14 protein-coding genes are annotated in these 16155 nt (G+C 43.4%); 3 read left to right on the forward strand and 11 right to left on the reverse strand.

Annotated features, from left to right (window positions below; translation table 11 throughout):
- Positions 1 to 3 precede the first annotated feature (3 nt).
- The 5 genes from AC58QG_RS05925 to AC58QG_RS05945 form a co-directional block, all read right to left on the reverse strand.
- Positions 4 to 1740 carry a polysaccharide deacetylase family protein gene (locus tag AC58QG_RS05925; protein ID WP_497361172.1) on the reverse strand — a complete coding sequence of 579 codons (1737 nt, stop codon included), beginning with the start codon at positions 1738 to 1740 and terminating at the stop codon, positions 4 to 6.
- Between the two features lie 24 nt (positions 1741 to 1764).
- On the reverse strand, positions 1765 to 3018 hold the full coding sequence (locus tag AC58QG_RS05930) for a DegT/DnrJ/EryC1/StrS family aminotransferase (protein WP_497361173.1): 1254 nt from the start codon (positions 3016 to 3018) through the stop codon (positions 1765 to 1767).
- A 148-nt stretch (positions 3019 to 3166) separates the two neighbouring features.
- Positions 3167 to 4789 carry a type 2 periplasmic-binding domain-containing protein gene (locus tag AC58QG_RS05935; RefSeq protein ID WP_497361174.1) on the reverse strand — a complete coding sequence of 541 codons (1623 nt, stop codon included), beginning with the start codon at positions 4787 to 4789 and terminating at the stop codon, positions 3167 to 3169.
- Between the two features lie 123 nt (positions 4790 to 4912).
- Positions 4913 to 5800, reverse strand: coding sequence for a carbohydrate ABC transporter permease (locus AC58QG_RS05940; protein WP_497361175.1), 888 nt, complete (start codon positions 5798 to 5800; stop codon positions 4913 to 4915).
- Positions 5801 to 5815: 15 nt separating this feature from the next.
- Positions 5816 to 6745 carry an ABC transporter permease gene (locus AC58QG_RS05945; RefSeq protein ID WP_497361176.1) on the reverse strand — a complete coding sequence of 310 codons (930 nt, stop codon included), beginning with the start codon at positions 6743 to 6745 and terminating at the stop codon, positions 5816 to 5818.
- A gap of 186 nt (positions 6746 to 6931) precedes the next feature.
- Between AC58QG_RS05945 and AC58QG_RS05950 the strand changes: the two genes are divergently transcribed.
- The 3 genes from AC58QG_RS05950 to AC58QG_RS05960 all read left to right on the forward strand — a co-directional run bounded on the left by AC58QG_RS05950 (position 6932) and on the right by AC58QG_RS05960 (position 9702).
- Positions 6932 to 8317 (forward strand): extracellular solute-binding protein, encoded by a 1386-nt coding sequence (locus AC58QG_RS05950; RefSeq protein ID WP_497361177.1) that lies wholly within the window; start codon positions 6932 to 6934, stop codon positions 8315 to 8317.
- A gap of 202 nt (positions 8318 to 8519) precedes the next feature.
- Positions 8520 to 8663, forward strand: a complete 144-nt coding sequence (locus tag AC58QG_RS05955; protein WP_497361178.1) for a hypothetical protein — start codon at positions 8520 to 8522, stop codon at positions 8661 to 8663.
- A 37-nt stretch (positions 8664 to 8700) separates the two neighbouring features.
- Complete coding sequence (locus AC58QG_RS05960; RefSeq protein ID WP_497361179.1) at positions 8701 to 9702, forward strand: metallophosphoesterase family protein; 1002 nt, start codon at positions 8701 to 8703, stop codon at positions 9700 to 9702.
- Positions 9703 to 9755: 53 nt separating this feature from the next.
- Here AC58QG_RS05960 and AC58QG_RS05965 read toward each other — a convergent pair whose 3' ends face one another.
- From AC58QG_RS05965 to AC58QG_RS05990, 6 genes are all read right to left on the reverse strand, one after another.
- Positions 9756 to 10541 carry a hypothetical protein gene (locus AC58QG_RS05965; protein ID WP_497361180.1) on the reverse strand — a complete coding sequence of 262 codons (786 nt, stop codon included), beginning with the start codon at positions 10539 to 10541 and terminating at the stop codon, positions 9756 to 9758.
- Between the two features lie 318 nt (positions 10542 to 10859).
- Positions 10860 to 12203 (reverse strand): sugar phosphate nucleotidyltransferase, encoded by a 1344-nt coding sequence (locus AC58QG_RS05970; protein ID WP_497361181.1) that lies wholly within the window; start codon positions 12201 to 12203, stop codon positions 10860 to 10862.
- A gap of 39 nt (positions 12204 to 12242) precedes the next feature.
- A complete protein-coding gene (locus AC58QG_RS05975; RefSeq protein ID WP_497361182.1) occupies positions 12243 to 13358 on the reverse strand; it encodes a glycosyltransferase family 4 protein in 1116 nt (371 codons plus the stop codon).
- Entirely contained in the window at positions 13355 to 14179 is an 825-nt protein-coding gene (locus AC58QG_RS05980) for a DUF6492 family protein (RefSeq protein ID WP_497361183.1), read from the reverse strand. The genes AC58QG_RS05975 and AC58QG_RS05980 overlap by 4 nt, the downstream gene beginning before the upstream one ends.
- A 136-nt stretch (positions 14180 to 14315) precedes the next feature.
- Positions 14316 to 15407, reverse strand: coding sequence for a toxic anion resistance protein (locus AC58QG_RS05985; protein WP_497361184.1), 1092 nt, complete (start codon positions 15405 to 15407; stop codon positions 14316 to 14318).
- A gap of 14 nt (positions 15408 to 15421) precedes the next feature.
- On the reverse strand, positions 15422 to 16081 hold the full coding sequence (locus tag AC58QG_RS05990) for a hypothetical protein (protein ID WP_497361185.1): 660 nt from the start codon (positions 16079 to 16081) through the stop codon (positions 15422 to 15424).
- Positions 16082 to 16155 lie beyond the last annotated feature (74 nt).

Raw genomic sequence — 16155 nt, forward strand, 5'->3', positions numbered from 1 at the left:
TTCTCACCCCTCTTGAATTTCTACCTTTGTATTCACGACAGCTTTGCGGCAAGGGATACCGAAATGTAACTCGTGTCCTTCATCAGGTAGAAATACTTCCGATGACGTCATCGGGAGCCAAATGACAAGCCCATCGACAGCTTCGTTCGCTTGCAGCTCAACGTTTCCGTTGGGATCGACTGCTTGAATACGAACCGATCTGCGCAATCGCGTCCAATCTTGAATTTGCTTCGATTTCCAAAATGTGAAGCCCATCGCTCTCGCTTTTGCCACGAGCATCAGAATCACATTTCGCACTTCCTCGCGTGTGTAGATGTGCACCTGATGGAAAAGAAAATGTGCAACACCATTCACTTGCTGTGTTTGCGTCAGAAAGGGTTCAATAACCTTATTGTCCGCAAGATGACCGAGATCCAAATCCTGCGTCAAAAATCCAATTTCAAGCACCTGATAGATGCGATTCTGCTCATCAAACAACGCCATTGGAAAATAAGGATGACAGGTTCCAAATAAGAATCCGACATTCCCCTTTTTACTCGGACCTCTGGTTTGGTCACTCGGTATATTATTCTTCTCCAGCCATTGGAATAGCTCGCCCCAACCTTCCACTCGGGTGTAATGGTTTTTGTTGGTCGTTACGTGATCCAAAACTGTCGCTTGCTTCATCCAGCTGACTTGTCGATCAAACTCCGCTTCGTCCCAGAAACCATTATCCTTCTCCAACGAATTATAATGGAAGGCAAGTTCATGATCGGCTTTCTTCACTTCATCATAGATATGAGCACTGTAACCAGGTTCAATCATGCACCAGGTTGTCTGAATTTGGCATTCCTCTAGGAGCTTAAGCGTCGCCACTGCGTGCTCATCCTGATTGGAATCACTGTCATGTGAAATCATCGCAATGTGCTTGATACCAGCTGGCCAATAGCCTGTGAATGGCAATGTCATGTCCTTATCAAGTGCACATTGCAGCACATGTCTGATCAGCGCTTCTCTCCAATAATCCGCATATGGCCATGGAAAATATGGAATGCCTGTTTCCGTTAGCACACGGTCGTAATCCCAATCCAGCGCAATGCGATCATCTGCTTTCAAAATATCCTCATTGACGTTCGCACTGCCATCCACAGCCGGAACACCATCATCTAGAACAGGTCCCGTGCCTTGTTGCATGTGAACAATTGACAATGGTATGTTGACTGTCCAACGATGAATGCTTCCTTGCCCAACATTAAATGTTTGAAGTGCTGCGCCTTTATCAGGACCATTAGGACTCCCCTGCTTAATCGTCCCTGAAGTTCGACAAGGTGCTTGCGTAACACCTTCCGGTGTCGCCTCACCCGCTCCTATCCAAGGGTTAGCGGATAAAAACCGCAATTGGCTCGGTTGTCCAGACTGAGTCGGCTCTATTTCTGCATAGCCAACGCCAAGCTCACCCGACTGGACATAGCCAAGGTAGAGAGCCAATGCATTAATACCGGCATATGAAATAAGCGTGCCGCCTTGTTCCACATACGACCACAACAGGGAAGCCTTTACCCCATTCTCTTGGGAAGAAGCAACGATGAGGATGTCGAATGGTTGCAAGCTCGCAGCGTCTAGCTTGGTTATTGCTGTAAACGAAATGCCAACATGCTGTAAAATTTCTTCTACATATTTTTCAAACACGTTCAAACCATACTTCCATTTGCGTGCAGCTGCCTCATGCTCAACGAGCACGCCGACTTTGGCCATCTTCATTTCATTTCCTCCATCCGCTGTCGGCTACACGACTTCCAAGCCCGACTCCCTATAATGAGCAGCCACCTTGCGAATGCCTGCAATGATCTCATTGATATCTTGTTCACTGAAGAATTCGTTGACGGGTACTCGAATCGCATGCTTCAGAATATGTTCAGCTGTGGGGCAAAGCCCTTCGCCATACGTAATATCAGATAGTTCAAATGGGTAATGACTGCCTGTATACGCTTCCCTATTTAGAAATAGGGGCTGCATATACACCGGTTGAGGGATATAGCCCGCCGAACAGTCAATTCCCTCCGCTTGCAGCGCCTCGGAAAATTCATCTCGCGTACAAGTGAGTGTGGTAGGATCAACCGTAAACATGTAAAACCAATATGTGCATCTTCCGTCAATCGTCACTTTATGCGGAATGATGCCGGGTAAGTCCGTAATGCCCGTCGTTATGGCGTCACCGTACTGGCTGCGCTTGTCACATATGGATGTTAATTTCGATAACTGTGCAATACCAACCGCACCTTGAAGCTCCGTCATCCGGTAATTTGGCGCAAGCAGCCGCATCTCTCGCTGCACCTGATTGCCAAATCGGCTATAATTTTTGTCTGCAAAAGCATGTGTCCGTTGATAATCTCCCTCGGATTGTGAGTTGACGACAACGATGCCCCCATCTCCCGTTGAAATGTGTTTGTAATCATTCGTACTAAAACAACCATAATCCCCCATTGTCCCAACAAGACGGCCTTTATAGTAGGTCATATAGCTTTGGGCACAATCCTCAATCACGATTAACCCTTGTTCACGCGCTAGCTCAAGAATCGGATCCATGTCCGCTGGATTGCCTGCTAAATGCACGACGATAATCGCTTTCGTCTTCGGCGTTATTCGTGCTTTAATCGTTTCTGCCGTCATGTTGTACGTATGTGGATCCAAATCAGCAAATACCGGTATTGCATTCTGATACAAAATGCCAATAATGGAGCCCGCATCCGTGATTGGGCTTGTGATGACCTCGTCTCCGGCGCTTATTCCTGCTGCACAGATAGCAACATGCAGTGCAGCTGTGCCTGATGAGGTGGCGACACTGTAAGTAAGACCATAAAGTGCATTAAATCGTTCTAAAAATTGCTTTACTTTACGTCCAGAATGATAAAACAACGTATTTTGTTCGAGTGCTTCAACGAGCTCTTTGACTTCTTCCTCACCAAATCGCTTACCAGTGCCATAAGGAGTCGTTTTGATCTTGGATCCACCGAGAATGGCTAACTGTTCTTTCATCATGCCAAACCTTCTCTCGTGTTGAAATAGGAGAAATAAATATATTTCAATAGGATTAATCAGATTTAGATTTACAGCACGCCCCCCGTGCTTCGCCTGGATAACACGGGAGTCGTGTGCGAACAGCAGAAAATATGACGGTTTCTTGTTATTACGGATTCTCAGACTTAAAGACAACAGGTGTTTTAAACACTTGCGATATGGTCTTCGCATAATTATCGAAAATCTCTTTACCATGATACGTGGTCATCAGTTCTTTCCGATATTTCGGCCAGTTGCTTGCATCCTTCTCTTCGAAGAGTATCTTCACCATATACGCACGCATTTGTGTACGGAATGCGCCGATATCAAAGCCTGGAGGAGGAGCGACGTTCGTGCCGAGTACAGGATATTTATAGGTTTTCAGCTTGTCGATGATAGCTCGGTCATGATCGGTTTCGCGTGGATCGATAATGGTCAGACCAATTGGGCTCGGATCTTGAACACCATAAGCGAAGATAGAGCTATACACATCGAAGAAATTGCCGTTAGCTGTGTTATCTTTCGTTATCGCATCAGGAATTAAGGTTATGGTGTTGCCATTTTTGGTGTAATTGGTGCCCTCTTTTCCAAAATGCGACAGCAAGTAACCTTCAGGACTTGCCAACCAATCCATGATTTCAATGCTTTTCTTGATTTTTTCTGGAGGCGTCTTCGCGCCAAACAAGAATGGAACACCCGGTAACGCCGCATAGTTAACAGCATTCGGCATAATGTGGAACGGAACGAAGTCCGCCGTTTTAACGCCGCTGATATCAATTGTCTTTTTCTTCACGCTTGTAGCTACGTTATCAAATGCAGCTGTACGCAGCAGGCTTTGGAAAATCCCTGCTTTCCCTGCTTCTACTTTCTCCAGCTCTTGCCCTGGTTTAGCTAGGAACCAGTCAGGATCCACTATTTTTTGTGCTATTGTTGCGCGAATATCATCGAGCACTTTCCCCGCCCGAATATCAGATTGCGGATCAACATATTCACCATTCGCTTGATCATACCAGAGATCAATTCCAAGTCCATTTTTGTACCATTCTGGAAATTGTTTCGAAACGCCGATCCCATTTCCAAATGTGGTGAAACCGTACGTATCATTTTTACCATTGCCATCAGGGTCGTTGAAAGTGAAAGCTTTCATGACATTGATCATTTCATCATAATTGGTCGGCACCTTCAATCCTAACTTATCCAGCCAGTCTTTGCGCACATAATACGATTGGTAAAGCTGTTTTTCATAAGGGACAGGAGCACGCATAAAGACTTCTTGGACTTGGTAGCGTTGTATGATTTCAGGGGTTACCCACTTGTAGTAGTTGGGCATCGTTTGCGGGTTCACGTAGGGGGTCAGATCGGCGACAGCTTTATCAATAATAAATTGATTCGTCTGCGCGCCGTCGGCTTGGAACATATCAGGGGTTGCACCAGATGAAATTTTCAAATTAATTTTGGTCTTATGATCTTCACCTGGGACGCCGTATTCCATATTTAGTTTGACGTTGAACTTCTGCTCAATGGCTTGGCGAATGTAGTCCTTATCAGGCGAAGGCAATGATACATCGTTGGTTGGAACGAAAGTTAACCAGTTCAAAGTCATTGGCGGTGCTTTCGTAGCTGCCGCTGTTTCAGGTGCGGCTGAAGTGCTTGTAGATGCAGATGGTGTAGCCGTTGAGTCGTCTTTTGAACAACCGCTTAACACAACTAAGCTGGCGATTACGCCGAATGCTACCTGTTTACGCAATTTCATGCAAACGACCTCCCATTTGTACTCGAATTCATTCACAAGTCTGCTCTGGTTGCGTGTGTGACTGAAACGAAGCAAAACAAGGCATCACTCCCTTCAAGCTCATAAGTTAGCGTTGCTTAACGGTTACCCTTTGATGGAACCGACAAGCATACCCTTTATGAAATATTTCTGAATAAACGGATAGATGGCCAGTAGAGGCAATGTTGTCACGACAACCGTTGCCATTCGGATTGTGTCCGGCGGCAGTGTTTGAATCACCGAAGGATTCGTGTTCAACTCTTGGCTCACGCTAGATGTAACAATCATATTGCGTAGAATGACCTGAATCGGATACAAAGATCGATCTGACAGATACAAGATAGCATTAAAGTAAGAATTCCATTGAATCACGCCATAGAATAAACCAATCGTGACAATAATCGGCATAGATAAGGGGATAACGAGCTGGAATAACGTTCGAACATCCCCACAGCCATCTACTTTCGCCGACTCTTCTATCTCCGTAGGGAAATTGATAAAGTAGGTGCGCATGATAAACATGTAGAACGGTGAGACGAGTGTAGGGATAATGAGTGCCCAAATTGAATTAATCAACCCCATGCCCTTCACGACGAGATAGGTTGGTACAATGCCACCGCTAAAGAGCATCGTGAACACGATCGCTAGTAGAAAAAATCTACCTCCCGGCACATCCTTCTTCGAAAGTGGATAGGCTAGACAAATCGTGACTAGAAGACTTAAGAATGTGCCAATAACCGTAATCACAACGGATATCTTAAGCGCATCCGGCACAAGCTTGCTGCCGAAGATTGCTCGATACGCCTGCAGCGTCACTTGCTCCGGGAATAAGACGAATCCTCCATTTCGAATCAGTTCTTTATAGGGAGTAATCGACTCAATGAAAACAAAGTACAGTGGGAACACCGCAGTTAAACAACAGAGCGTAAGAAAGATGTAAATAATTACATCGATTACGCGATCAGATTTGGTCTTATGTACCGCATATGACACAGGTTCCACCACCTATCAATAGATTCCCGAACCACCAAATTTCTTCGCGATTCGGTTAGCGGCAATCACGAGCACGAACCCAATGACTGATTTAAATACCCCCATTGCTGCAGGAACGCTAAAATCGCTCTGCTCAATGATTCGGCGGAATATCCACGTATCTAGAATATCTCCAACATTCGTTACACGCGCATTGAGGAATACATAAATTTGATCGAAGCCTGCATCAAGAATCGAGCCAAGCCGCAGGATCAGCAATAAGATGAACACCTCGCGGACACCAGGCAGTGTAATATGCCAAATTTGCTTCCATCGACCTGCTCCATCCACGACAGCAGCTTCATAGAGCTCAGGATTAATTGTCGCAAGTGCTGCGAGGAAGAAAATAGCGCCAAATCCGGTATTTCTCCATACATCGGTAAGAATGATGAGAGGCCGGAACAAGTCAGAATTTGCGAGTACGTTCAGCTCCCCCCACCCCATATTCTGATAGAACGTCGTGACGAGTCCTGTGCCGGGTGAAAAAAACGAATACACCAAACCATATACGATGACCCATGATAAAAAGTAAGGTCCGTAAGTGATCGTTTGCACGATCTTTTTAAACCAAGTAACACGGATTTCATTGAGAAGCAAGGCGAGAATTAAATCAGGAAGTAGATTAAAGACGAGTCGGTAAACGCTGATGAGGAGAGTGTTGGTCATGAGTCGGAGAAAATCAGGTGAATCAAAGATCGTTTTGAAGTTGCGCCAACCAACCCAGGGACTTTCCCAAATACCTTTGGTGACGCTATAATCCTTGAACGCAACGAGCAAGCCAGCCATGGGGACGTAACGGAAGATGAGAAAGTACAACAGGCCTGGAGCCATTAACAGATAGAACCATCGGTATCGATACACTTTTCGAAAAATACGATTTGACTTTGTACTGGCGATGGAAGCCATGTGGTCACCCCCTGTTTACAATCCCATTATAATTTATATACACAAAAAAATACAAGTGCTATACATGTTTAATTCATGTCTTTAAATTGACTAAAACCCTTGATACGTCTCATTTTTTTCTGTTGTATATTTTCCAAATATTGTTTAGAATACATACAACTGCGCAAATAGGTGGCGATTCTGATTATGAGAAAAAAAGACCAATATTGCTATTCTTCTTTGACCGATATCCTCCGGGAGCAAATTCTTTCTGGCTTTATCAAGAAGGATGAGTTCCTCATGTCCGAGAACGAACTAAGCAAATATTACGAACTCAGTCGCAGCTCCGTTCGTAAATCGCTTGATCTCCTGTTGAAGGAAGGCCTTGTTGTGAAAAAGGCCGGACTCGGAACCTTCGTTTCCCCTGACGTCACTGTGCGGAAATCGAAGCGGAAAGTACTGCGCATTTTGACGATTACGCCCTCCTACTTTGTCGATCACTGCTTACCGTTCATTTGCGAAACGTTCGAACAACAGCACCTCGACGTTGACATTAAATTGCTCAGCTTTCCTATTTCGCAATTCTGGGAATCACTTCATAAGTGCATCGAAATGGGCATTCAACCTGATATATGCATCATTACAGACACACTCTTCCAAGAACATAAAGCGATGGACGAATTCGTAAGTTTAGATCGGATTATGGACGATGATCTGAGTCAGATGTATCCTAAGCTATTGGATGGGTTTCGCAAGGATGGCAACATCAAAGCTATACCTGTCACATTTTCGGGTATTTGCCTCGCCTATAATCCCCGAATGTTCGACAAATACAATATCGAGGCACCACGTCATGGATGGAACAAGGAAGATTTTATTGAGACAACTGGTCGTTTGACATTTGATACGAATCAAGATGGCATCATCGATAATTATGGTTTTTCACTGCCATCGACGCTTAACCGCTGGAATGTGATCGCCATGCAGAATGGCTTCGACTTTAATAAGCCAAACAAAAAAGCGCTTCTAGACACATTGACGTTTATGCACGATATGATCTATCGGAAACGAAGCGCGTTGGTTTCCCATATGCAACTGCATCGTGTTGCTTTCCAAAGTGAGCAAGTCGCCATGATGCTGACGACGACAATTGAGCTTGCCGGGTTTGGCGACAAACTGCCCTTCGAACCCAAATTCGCACCGATGCCGTTCGGTGATTCACCGAAGACACTGCTCATTGCGAATGCGCTAATGGTTCATTCCGCAAGTACCGAGCGTGAGCTGGCGATCCAATTTCTTCAGACAGCCTGTCATCCCGATGTGCAAGCCAAATTTGGCAAATCGCGCTTTCTCTCTGTACTTCACAACATTAATCAACAATATTGGGATCAGCTTGATCTGGAGTCCCTTCATATTTCCGATGGACAATTACATGACGCCTTCTATCAACATGAAACCATCTCCGACACCCAATTGATGCAAGAAGTTAACAATGAGATGATGCTTTATTGGGAAGGCATGGAGTCGGCAGAACAATGTGCGAAGCGGCTACAAAAGATACTTGCCCCTCGCAAGAAAGCGGCCAGCAGATAAAACATCAAAAAACGTAAGCCTATGCTAACTTAGGCTTGCGTTTTTTGTCATGCTATTGCACTTCAAACATAACCGCATCTGCGCGAAGGTATTTGCCCCCTGACAATTCTCTATAAAAATGTGTGCCTTCCTCATTTCATCGAAGCTGGATGCTACATATGCTAGTAATAGTTGGACAACCTGATTGCGGGAGGCGATACACGTGTTAAGCCCAGAAGATGCTAATACAATTATTGAGACCTTTTTGAGTCCGATGTGGTATTTCGTCACCTCACAAGAGGACAAGGATGAAATTCACCGACTTGCCAATGAATTACGATTAGCTTCAGGCCAGTCTCAGAATTAACAAACTTCAGATATTGGTGTAAAGGGGGACGTTGTGGGTGCTGCATGTGAATGATGCTGTCAAAATAATAGAATCATTTCTTCAACCGCGATTGAAGCTCCTCAAATCCCAAATAGAAAAAGATGAAATTCACCGTCTAGCTGACGAACTTAGAAAAGCTGTTGGTAATTCCCCTCTGCTAAGTTTTTCTGTTGTCAGTGATATTCACATCCAATACTGGGATACGCAAGCTCAGAGTAAATTAGGTGCTGCTTTAGACGATCTAAATCAATTGATCCCGAGTCTAGAGGCTTTAGTAATTAACGGAGACCTAGGCGATGGACGTTCCAATGACTATGCGATGTTGACTTCCATTTTGCAGAAGCATCCGCTTCCGAAACAAATCTGCTATACAATCGGCAATCACGATTATTACAAAGCTTATTACAACGCTTCTGGGAATTGGTCCCCAAGCACATTTCCCAATGGAGAATCGGACAGTGCCTCGATGGGACGTTTTCTATCCTTTACAAAAATGCCTCGCGTTTATTACGATCGTTGGATTCATGGCTATCATTTTATTTTTTTAGGTTCCGAACAATATCGGCAATCTAATCCAACCAATAATGAAGATGCCTGGTTATCACCAGCGCAATTAAGCTGGTTGCAAAGCAAGCTTCAAGAAAACTATATCCAACACAAGCCGTTGTTCGTGTTTCTGCATCAGCCTCTGCAAGGGACTGTTTCTGGCAGTCTACCACGAGGTATTGTACAACAGAATGAATTGAAACAGTTGTTATCCCAATATCCGGAAGTCATATTTTTCACAGGACATACGCACTGGGAATTGCGATTGACTTCTACGCTAATTAGGGATGTATTCACCATGGTCAATAGCTCTTCCGTGAGTTACCCCTATGACAGTAATGACCAATTAATTCAAGGAAATCGTTCGGAAGGCTTGATTATTGATGTGTACGAGGATCGAATTCATATTCGGGGGCGAGATTTTTATAATCAAGCATGGATCCCAGAGGCAGATTTTATCGTAAAGCTATAAGAAAATCGAACGAAAATAGACCGGCCACGTTCATGTGACAGGTCCTTTTCAATTTATATGGCTTCGATTATAATTGTAACCGCTTTAGACCAATCAAGATCAGGGACTAATTTCACTTCAACTTGCCCACGGCCAACTAGTTTAAACGCTTCTTTGTATGCTTCTAAATACTCAATAATCGTGGAGTGATCATGCATTCCATCTATAAATCCTAGCTCCTTAACGTCATTGGAGTCGGTTCTGACCAATTGCACGATGGTTCCTACTGGAGCTGTAAATTGGTTCTTCTTCATTTTCATACGACCATCTGGAAGAATGGCATATTCAATTCGAAGTGCTCCAGGTATCTTAGGAATCGTATAAGGAATCAAAGAAAATTGTTTCCTTTTTTGCACCCATTCCCTATATTGGCTTGAAGTTTTCTCAAATAGCCTGCCATTTTCCAAGAAAATGTCTCCTCTATAAACATCCTCTTTGTTAACCAATTCAACAATCTTACCATTCTTCAAACCTAGTACGGTATACGTTAAATAGCCTCCACTTCCCCTCCAGCAGCTAAGAAGGACGACATGTTGTTTTGCAGCCTTGAAATAACCAGAAGTAATTCGGTAATCGATTGGTCCGATTTTCGATTTGGTGTACTCGGTTATCCATTTACCTGTTTGCTCATCCTTGCGTTGGACGATCAAGTCTTTTTCAGTTTGTACGACTCGTTCCTCCCTATTGTCTCCACCCAAATGAATCTTCGTTATTTTCTCATCGGGCCGAGCGCTGCTTAAAGATGCAGGTATAACTATACGAATCGTTCGTTTATTGTTTGATGGATTCTTACTATCCAAATCAACTCCTCCTTCAAGCATCCACGAAATAGTGACCTTACATCCTATTCGAGGCTGGCTTAATTGGAGTCTATAGCTGTGTGTTAATTATCTATCCATGATATCTTTAAATAATTGATCTCTTTCATCAGCGTTGTCCTTATACACATCAAGGTAATCAAATATCTCAAAAGAGAAATCTACAAACGCGCGACCACCTGCCGTTATGACATGACCATCTCTAAACAATCTTCCCCATGAATGGCACCTCAAAGTGTAAAATTAGAAAAAGCCTGCCATAAAGCAAGCCTTTTCACTATAATTTATCATATGAGTATACTACCATATATTTGTAAAACGAGTGATATCTTCTTGTGATAGCTCATTCCCCAACAAGACTTCCATGAATTCAAGATTAGTAACTGCCTTGATGCCATGCTTGATGCCCGCGGGAATTTGCATAACATCGCCTGCTAATAGTCTATACAGTTTGTCCCCCATAAGAATTTCCGCGATGCCTGATAGTATCGTTAAACTTTCATGCCGATCCCCATGCAGGTGATAACTAGTCTGTTTCCCCTGGGAAATTTTCACAATTTTAATCATACCTTCTTTCCCTTGTTCGTCATCCCTCCATAATCTCAAAATTTGATAAGTGCCCCATCTTTTCTCACCCTGCATTGGAATCTGGGGAACTGGTGTGAGCCTTTCCTTGATTAGATGGGCTTTCTCCTTGTTCGCAATTAAGATACCATCTGAATTCGCCGCGACAATGAGATCCGATACACCTATGACTTCAATAGGATAAGGAAGTTCGTTTATGAGATGTGTGTTTACGGAATCATCCGAGATTCTCCCTGGTCCAATGACGCTATCCTCACAATGAGGAGTTAGCGCTTTCCATGTGCCCACATCATGCCATAAACCATCATACCTAACAACCACAGCGTGTTGATTGCACTCAACGACTTCACGATCAAAGCTTATATTAGCAAGTTGTTCGTAATTAGACAGCCATGTCTCAACTAGACTTGGCTCCGCTTTGTCCTGCAAATAGTTCAGCATGAACCCTAAGGGAAATGCGAATATACCGCAGTTCCATAAAGCATGCTGCTCAATTAATAGAGCAGCAGCTTCCTCATTAGGCTTTTCGATGAAGTGACGAATATAAGCAAACTCATCGTTTTCTTTTGGCAGTACTGGCATAATATAGCCGAATTGATCGGAGGGCATCGTTGGATTCGTACCGAGAAGAGCCAGATCAGCCTTTGATCGTGAAATGACTTCAGGAAATCGATGAAGTAACTGGAAAAACGCGGAATCTGCATAACTGTCCACTGGGAGAATACATATTGTTTCGTCATAATCAACTTGCATTTTTTCATGCAAATATGTGACAGCTAAGGCGATGGCTGCATAAGTTCCTCTTTTAAAAGGTTCACTGATGATCGGGATGTGTTCGCCAACATAAGTACGCGTTATCTCCACTTGACTGTGATGTGTGACAATACAGGTGGATTGCAGTAAGCCTACCTCATCCAATTGTCTGCATATTCGCCCAATCATCGATTCATTAATCCCATTATTGGATTTCAAAAGCTTAAGAAACACCTTGGAGCGAATCTCGTTGGATAAAGGCCACAGCCTTTTTCCTGATCCCCCGCACAAAAGTACAATACGCAAGCCAAATACTCCTTTCCTGGGGAACAACATGCTTCACCCTTATTTCTTCGATTGAATTACTTTTTCAACCGCGTGTTTCATCAGCGTTCCCGCACGTCCCCAGGTTAAAGGAAGGACATCTAATCTTCCCTGTCTTCCTTTTCGCTTACATAACTCCGGGTTCTCGTAAGCTTTCCTCATGTTCATTCGCAAACTAGACAGATCCGGTTCCGCCCAAAGTTGCCCTTTCTCTGCAAACAAGTAACTGAATGACCTTGAAATTGCATGTGGAAACTTCATACTAACGGTTGGGTTCTTCAACTGATATGGAATAAGAAAAGAGTTATTGTGCGTTAGGAAATCCATCTGCCCTCCCCATGCAGTTGTGATGACAGGAATGCCGCTGGCCAAGGCTTCTAGAAACGGGAGTCCAACCCCCTCGCCTCGTGTCGGAAGGACGAAAGCATCACCAAGCGTATATAAACCTTTCAGCTGTCTTTCACTAAGTCGTCTGCCTATAATGACAACAGGGGCCGTATCCTTGTATATACCCAACCTCTTTTTATATTGCCATATCTGTCGTTGAATCCATTTTTCATTCTCATAGGGCTCATAGCCGTTCGTTTTGATCACAAGAATAACGTTATCTTTGGAGGAAAACTCTTCCCAATACGCACGCAGCAAGCCTTCTGGATTTTTACGGTGCTGAAAGCCAAATACAGATACGAAAGTAAACTTGCCTGCCGCACGAGGCAAAACAAATTTCTTGTTATTTGGATGAAACAACTTCGTATCTACACCATGTGGAACAATGTAAATGGGAATAGTAACCCCGCTATTCTGCAGCGCCCGCTTATTATGTTGCGTGGGTACACATATTGCATCAAATTTGTTCATATGAGAAAGCCATTCATTTGGCGTTTTACTTGTTTCCCAAACGGTATTTAGAATGATCGGATCATATAAGCTTCGCACACTACTCCACTGAATATGGCTCGGAACATCGTGATAGATAAGCACTCTTTTGCCTAGAGAAGGTCTTTTACCAACTCTCAAATGACCAAGCCTTACATCAACGCCTTTCCGTCTAAGTGAAGCAGCATATGTTCGGCTTGCATGACCCAAACCACTCGCTTTGTGTACAGGTCCCTTCCAGACTACAACATAGCGACTCATTGAAACATCATCTTGAGTGATTTTACATATCCCTTTCGTTTGTGAAGAGATATTGACCTATATCTTTTGGCGAAGGATGACATCCTTGAAGGTGTAATTTGGGAATTGCTCAGATGTAAGCTCTTATTCAGCGCAGGCTTCAAAATCATCTTGTTCGCCGATGACGAATACAGGAAATTGCCATATGTTTCGAATTCTGAAAAAGCAAACTGCTTGGATTTATTCATACTTTTCATAATTGCTGAATACCAAGAACTCTTATGTTTGGACTCAATGACTTGTTTCAACTGCTTGACTTTTGATTTCTCGAACAGCATGTAATGGGTAACGAAGGACAATCGAGCTGATCGATTTCTACCCATCAATTTCCGATACGTATTAAAATATTCGCCCTGGCTCCAGTTCCGACAATAAAATACCGTCTTGTCGCCAACTTTGAAGACATGCGGTCTTATGAGCACAGTATCCGCATCAATGACCATATAATACTTGGATGTGCACAAGGTATCTCCGTTCAATTTAAGTAACTGTTGATACAGCCATCCAGTCCGATCCCATGTTTTGGATTGATAGTGGATGTCCTTTTTTGTAATAGGGAGAACGGTATCTTCATGAACGAATCGACATCCTTTTCTCTCACATAGATCGAGAATACTTTGTTTCGATGGAGCTACAATGATGATTTCACCTATCGGATGCTTGACATATTTTCTTACCGCGTCAATGACAAGGGGGAGAGTCCCCAGATCTTTCTCAATCGCTGGGATTAGCACATCAATTTGGGGTGTCTTGCTAACCTGTTCTCTAATTTGCATGAACATTAACTCATCTCCAATATTTAAACGTTTGGATTATCATATGTCAGGAGATTGAAATGGCATGGGTTATGAGGCAGGATGACTCCATAAAAAAAGCTGCCAAGGATTAGATCCCTGACAGCTTGTCCAATTTTTTTCGTTATTCCAAAAGTCCGCCTAGCTCGGACGCTTTTAGTTCTGCATTCGTTTTATTGCCAGGCGTCAAGCCAAGTCGTTGCGTCATTTGCTGGCTAATGTTGCCAAGACGTTGGGTGTGTTCGGTTGCCGATTGAATGATTGTCCGATTCGACTGCTCGAAGAGATCCAATGCAGCGAATAGATCGGTCATTCCTCTTTCAATCGAGTCCATTTGCAAGCCTGGTTTACCAAGCAGCTCATTCGTCCTTTGCGTCGTTTCTTTCAACAAACGCGAATTATCTTCAAACATTTTATTCAGTGTCGAGTTCGCCGAATTTACTGCTTCAATCGTTTGAACTTGATCCTCAATCGCCATGGAGATCATAGCGGACACTGTAAGTAGATTCTGTGTTTTATCAATTGTCGCATCCACTGCATCAATGAGCTTGTCGTTATTGTCGTTGATGATATCTGTACCTGCTATCGCTTGTTGATACAGAATGACCATCTCTTGAAAGGACTGAATGCGCGTCACAACCTTACGAAGCCCTCTCTCCAAATGTGTTTTACGATGTTCATTCTCAGGCTTAGCAATTTCAACCTCGAAAAGCTGCTTTAAATTCTCCCCCATCGCAATACGCATTTGCAAATTGTAGACAGATTCAATTGAATTTTTCTTCAAGGTCTTCATATACGCCATGTTCTCTTCCAGCGTTTCTTTCCCATTACGAAGGGATTGAACAATGGCATTTACGTTTGTTTTCACGGACTGATACTTGTAAATATAGTTCTTAAGTGGCGTCTTCTTCATCATTTTCTCAAAAAAGCCAAGCTGCTTGCTCTTACTCAAGGAATCAATTTCGCCGCGCAGCTTTAGGATATTGTTTTGGACCTCTGAGCGTTTGCCTGACATCAATTCATTCACCGGGCGTTCTAGCATCGCCAGTGATTGGCCAGCCTGCTCCATCGTTTTGGAACCCATACGTCCGATTGAATCCATTAATGTTTCTAATTCCATCGTATCTGTCGAAGAAACTTTCTCAAGCAGTTGTTTGGCTTCTTGCTCAACTTTCTGCAAATCTGTCGACTTTAATTGCACCAATTGGGTTGTCAAGGTCAATTCCTCCTTTAGTCTGTTGAACGATAGCGCTGTTGGATTAATTCCATGCGGGTCTGCAATTCAATTAAGTCTTTTTGTTCGATCGTTTCTACATAATCAGTGAGCTTAGAGTTAATATCCTTGATTCCAGTAAGAAGAAGTCGACGATTTAGGCGTTTCGCTTCCCCTCCCAGCTTCAGAAATGGATTAATCGCTCCATTTAAATCCTTAAAGATCAATCTTTGTATATTATGATTCATATTTGCATCGTTAAGCTCTTTCAACTGTGGAATTAATCGGCCTACCCTAGAGAGTAAGCTAAGCGTCTTCTCCACGATTTCATCATCTAGCGTATTCTTCTGCCCCTCAGAAATCATCGTCTCTTCGATCACATGAATATACTCGGCAATAGGGCCCCAGAAGGGATCATTCTCCGCTTGGATTTCATTTTCCGTTGTTGGATTGGAACTACGCGCAGGAGGCGTATTAAGGATAGGCTCGCTAACTGGTGCAGGAACCGTTGTCCCATTTAAGGCTTTGGAAGATCGATTTAGTACAAGAATACTTCCTATCGATAATGCAGTTGGCACTAATAAATTAATGGATTCCGGCAAGAACCCAGCTGTTATAAGACTGACGACATATCCTGCAATTGAGATGCCTGCAGCGACTTTGAATTGTTTTTGCATGTACTTTCACACCCCTGTTCCATCTTGTTACCCATTAAAATCATATATGCACTAGCGATTGATGTCAATTTATA

The organism is Paenibacillus sp. J22P169, assembly GCF_059691995.1.

Excerpts from the sequence above, each read along its gene's own strand:
- AC58QG_RS05925 (WP_497361172.1), bottom strand. The coding sequence starts at position 1,740 with ATGAAGATGGCCAAAGTCGGCGTGCTCGTTGAGCATGAGGCAGCTGCA.
- AC58QG_RS05930 (WP_497361173.1), bottom strand. The coding sequence starts at position 3,018 with ATGATGAAAGAACAGTTAGCCATTCTCGGTGGATCCAAGATCAAAACG.
- AC58QG_RS05935 (WP_497361174.1), bottom strand. The coding sequence starts at position 4,789 with ATGAAATTGCGTAAACAGGTAGCATTCGGCGTAATCGCCAGCTTAGTT.
- AC58QG_RS05945 (WP_497361176.1), bottom strand. The coding sequence starts at position 6,745 with ATGGCTTCCATCGCCAGTACAAAGTCAAATCGTATTTTTCGAAAAGTG.
- AC58QG_RS05950 (WP_497361177.1), top strand. The coding sequence starts at position 6,932 with ATGAGAAAAAAAGACCAATATTGCTATTCTTCTTTGACCGATATCCTC.
- AC58QG_RS05975 (WP_497361182.1), bottom strand. The coding sequence starts at position 13,358 with ATGAGTCGCTATGTTGTAGTCTGGAAGGGACCTGTACACAAAGCGAGT.
- AC58QG_RS05980 (WP_497361183.1), bottom strand. The coding sequence starts at position 14,179 with ATGTTCATGCAAATTAGAGAACAGGTTAGCAAGACACCCCAAATTGAT.
- AC58QG_RS05990 (WP_497361185.1), bottom strand. The coding sequence starts at position 16,081 with ATGCAAAAACAATTCAAAGTCGCTGCAGGCATCTCAATTGCAGGATAT.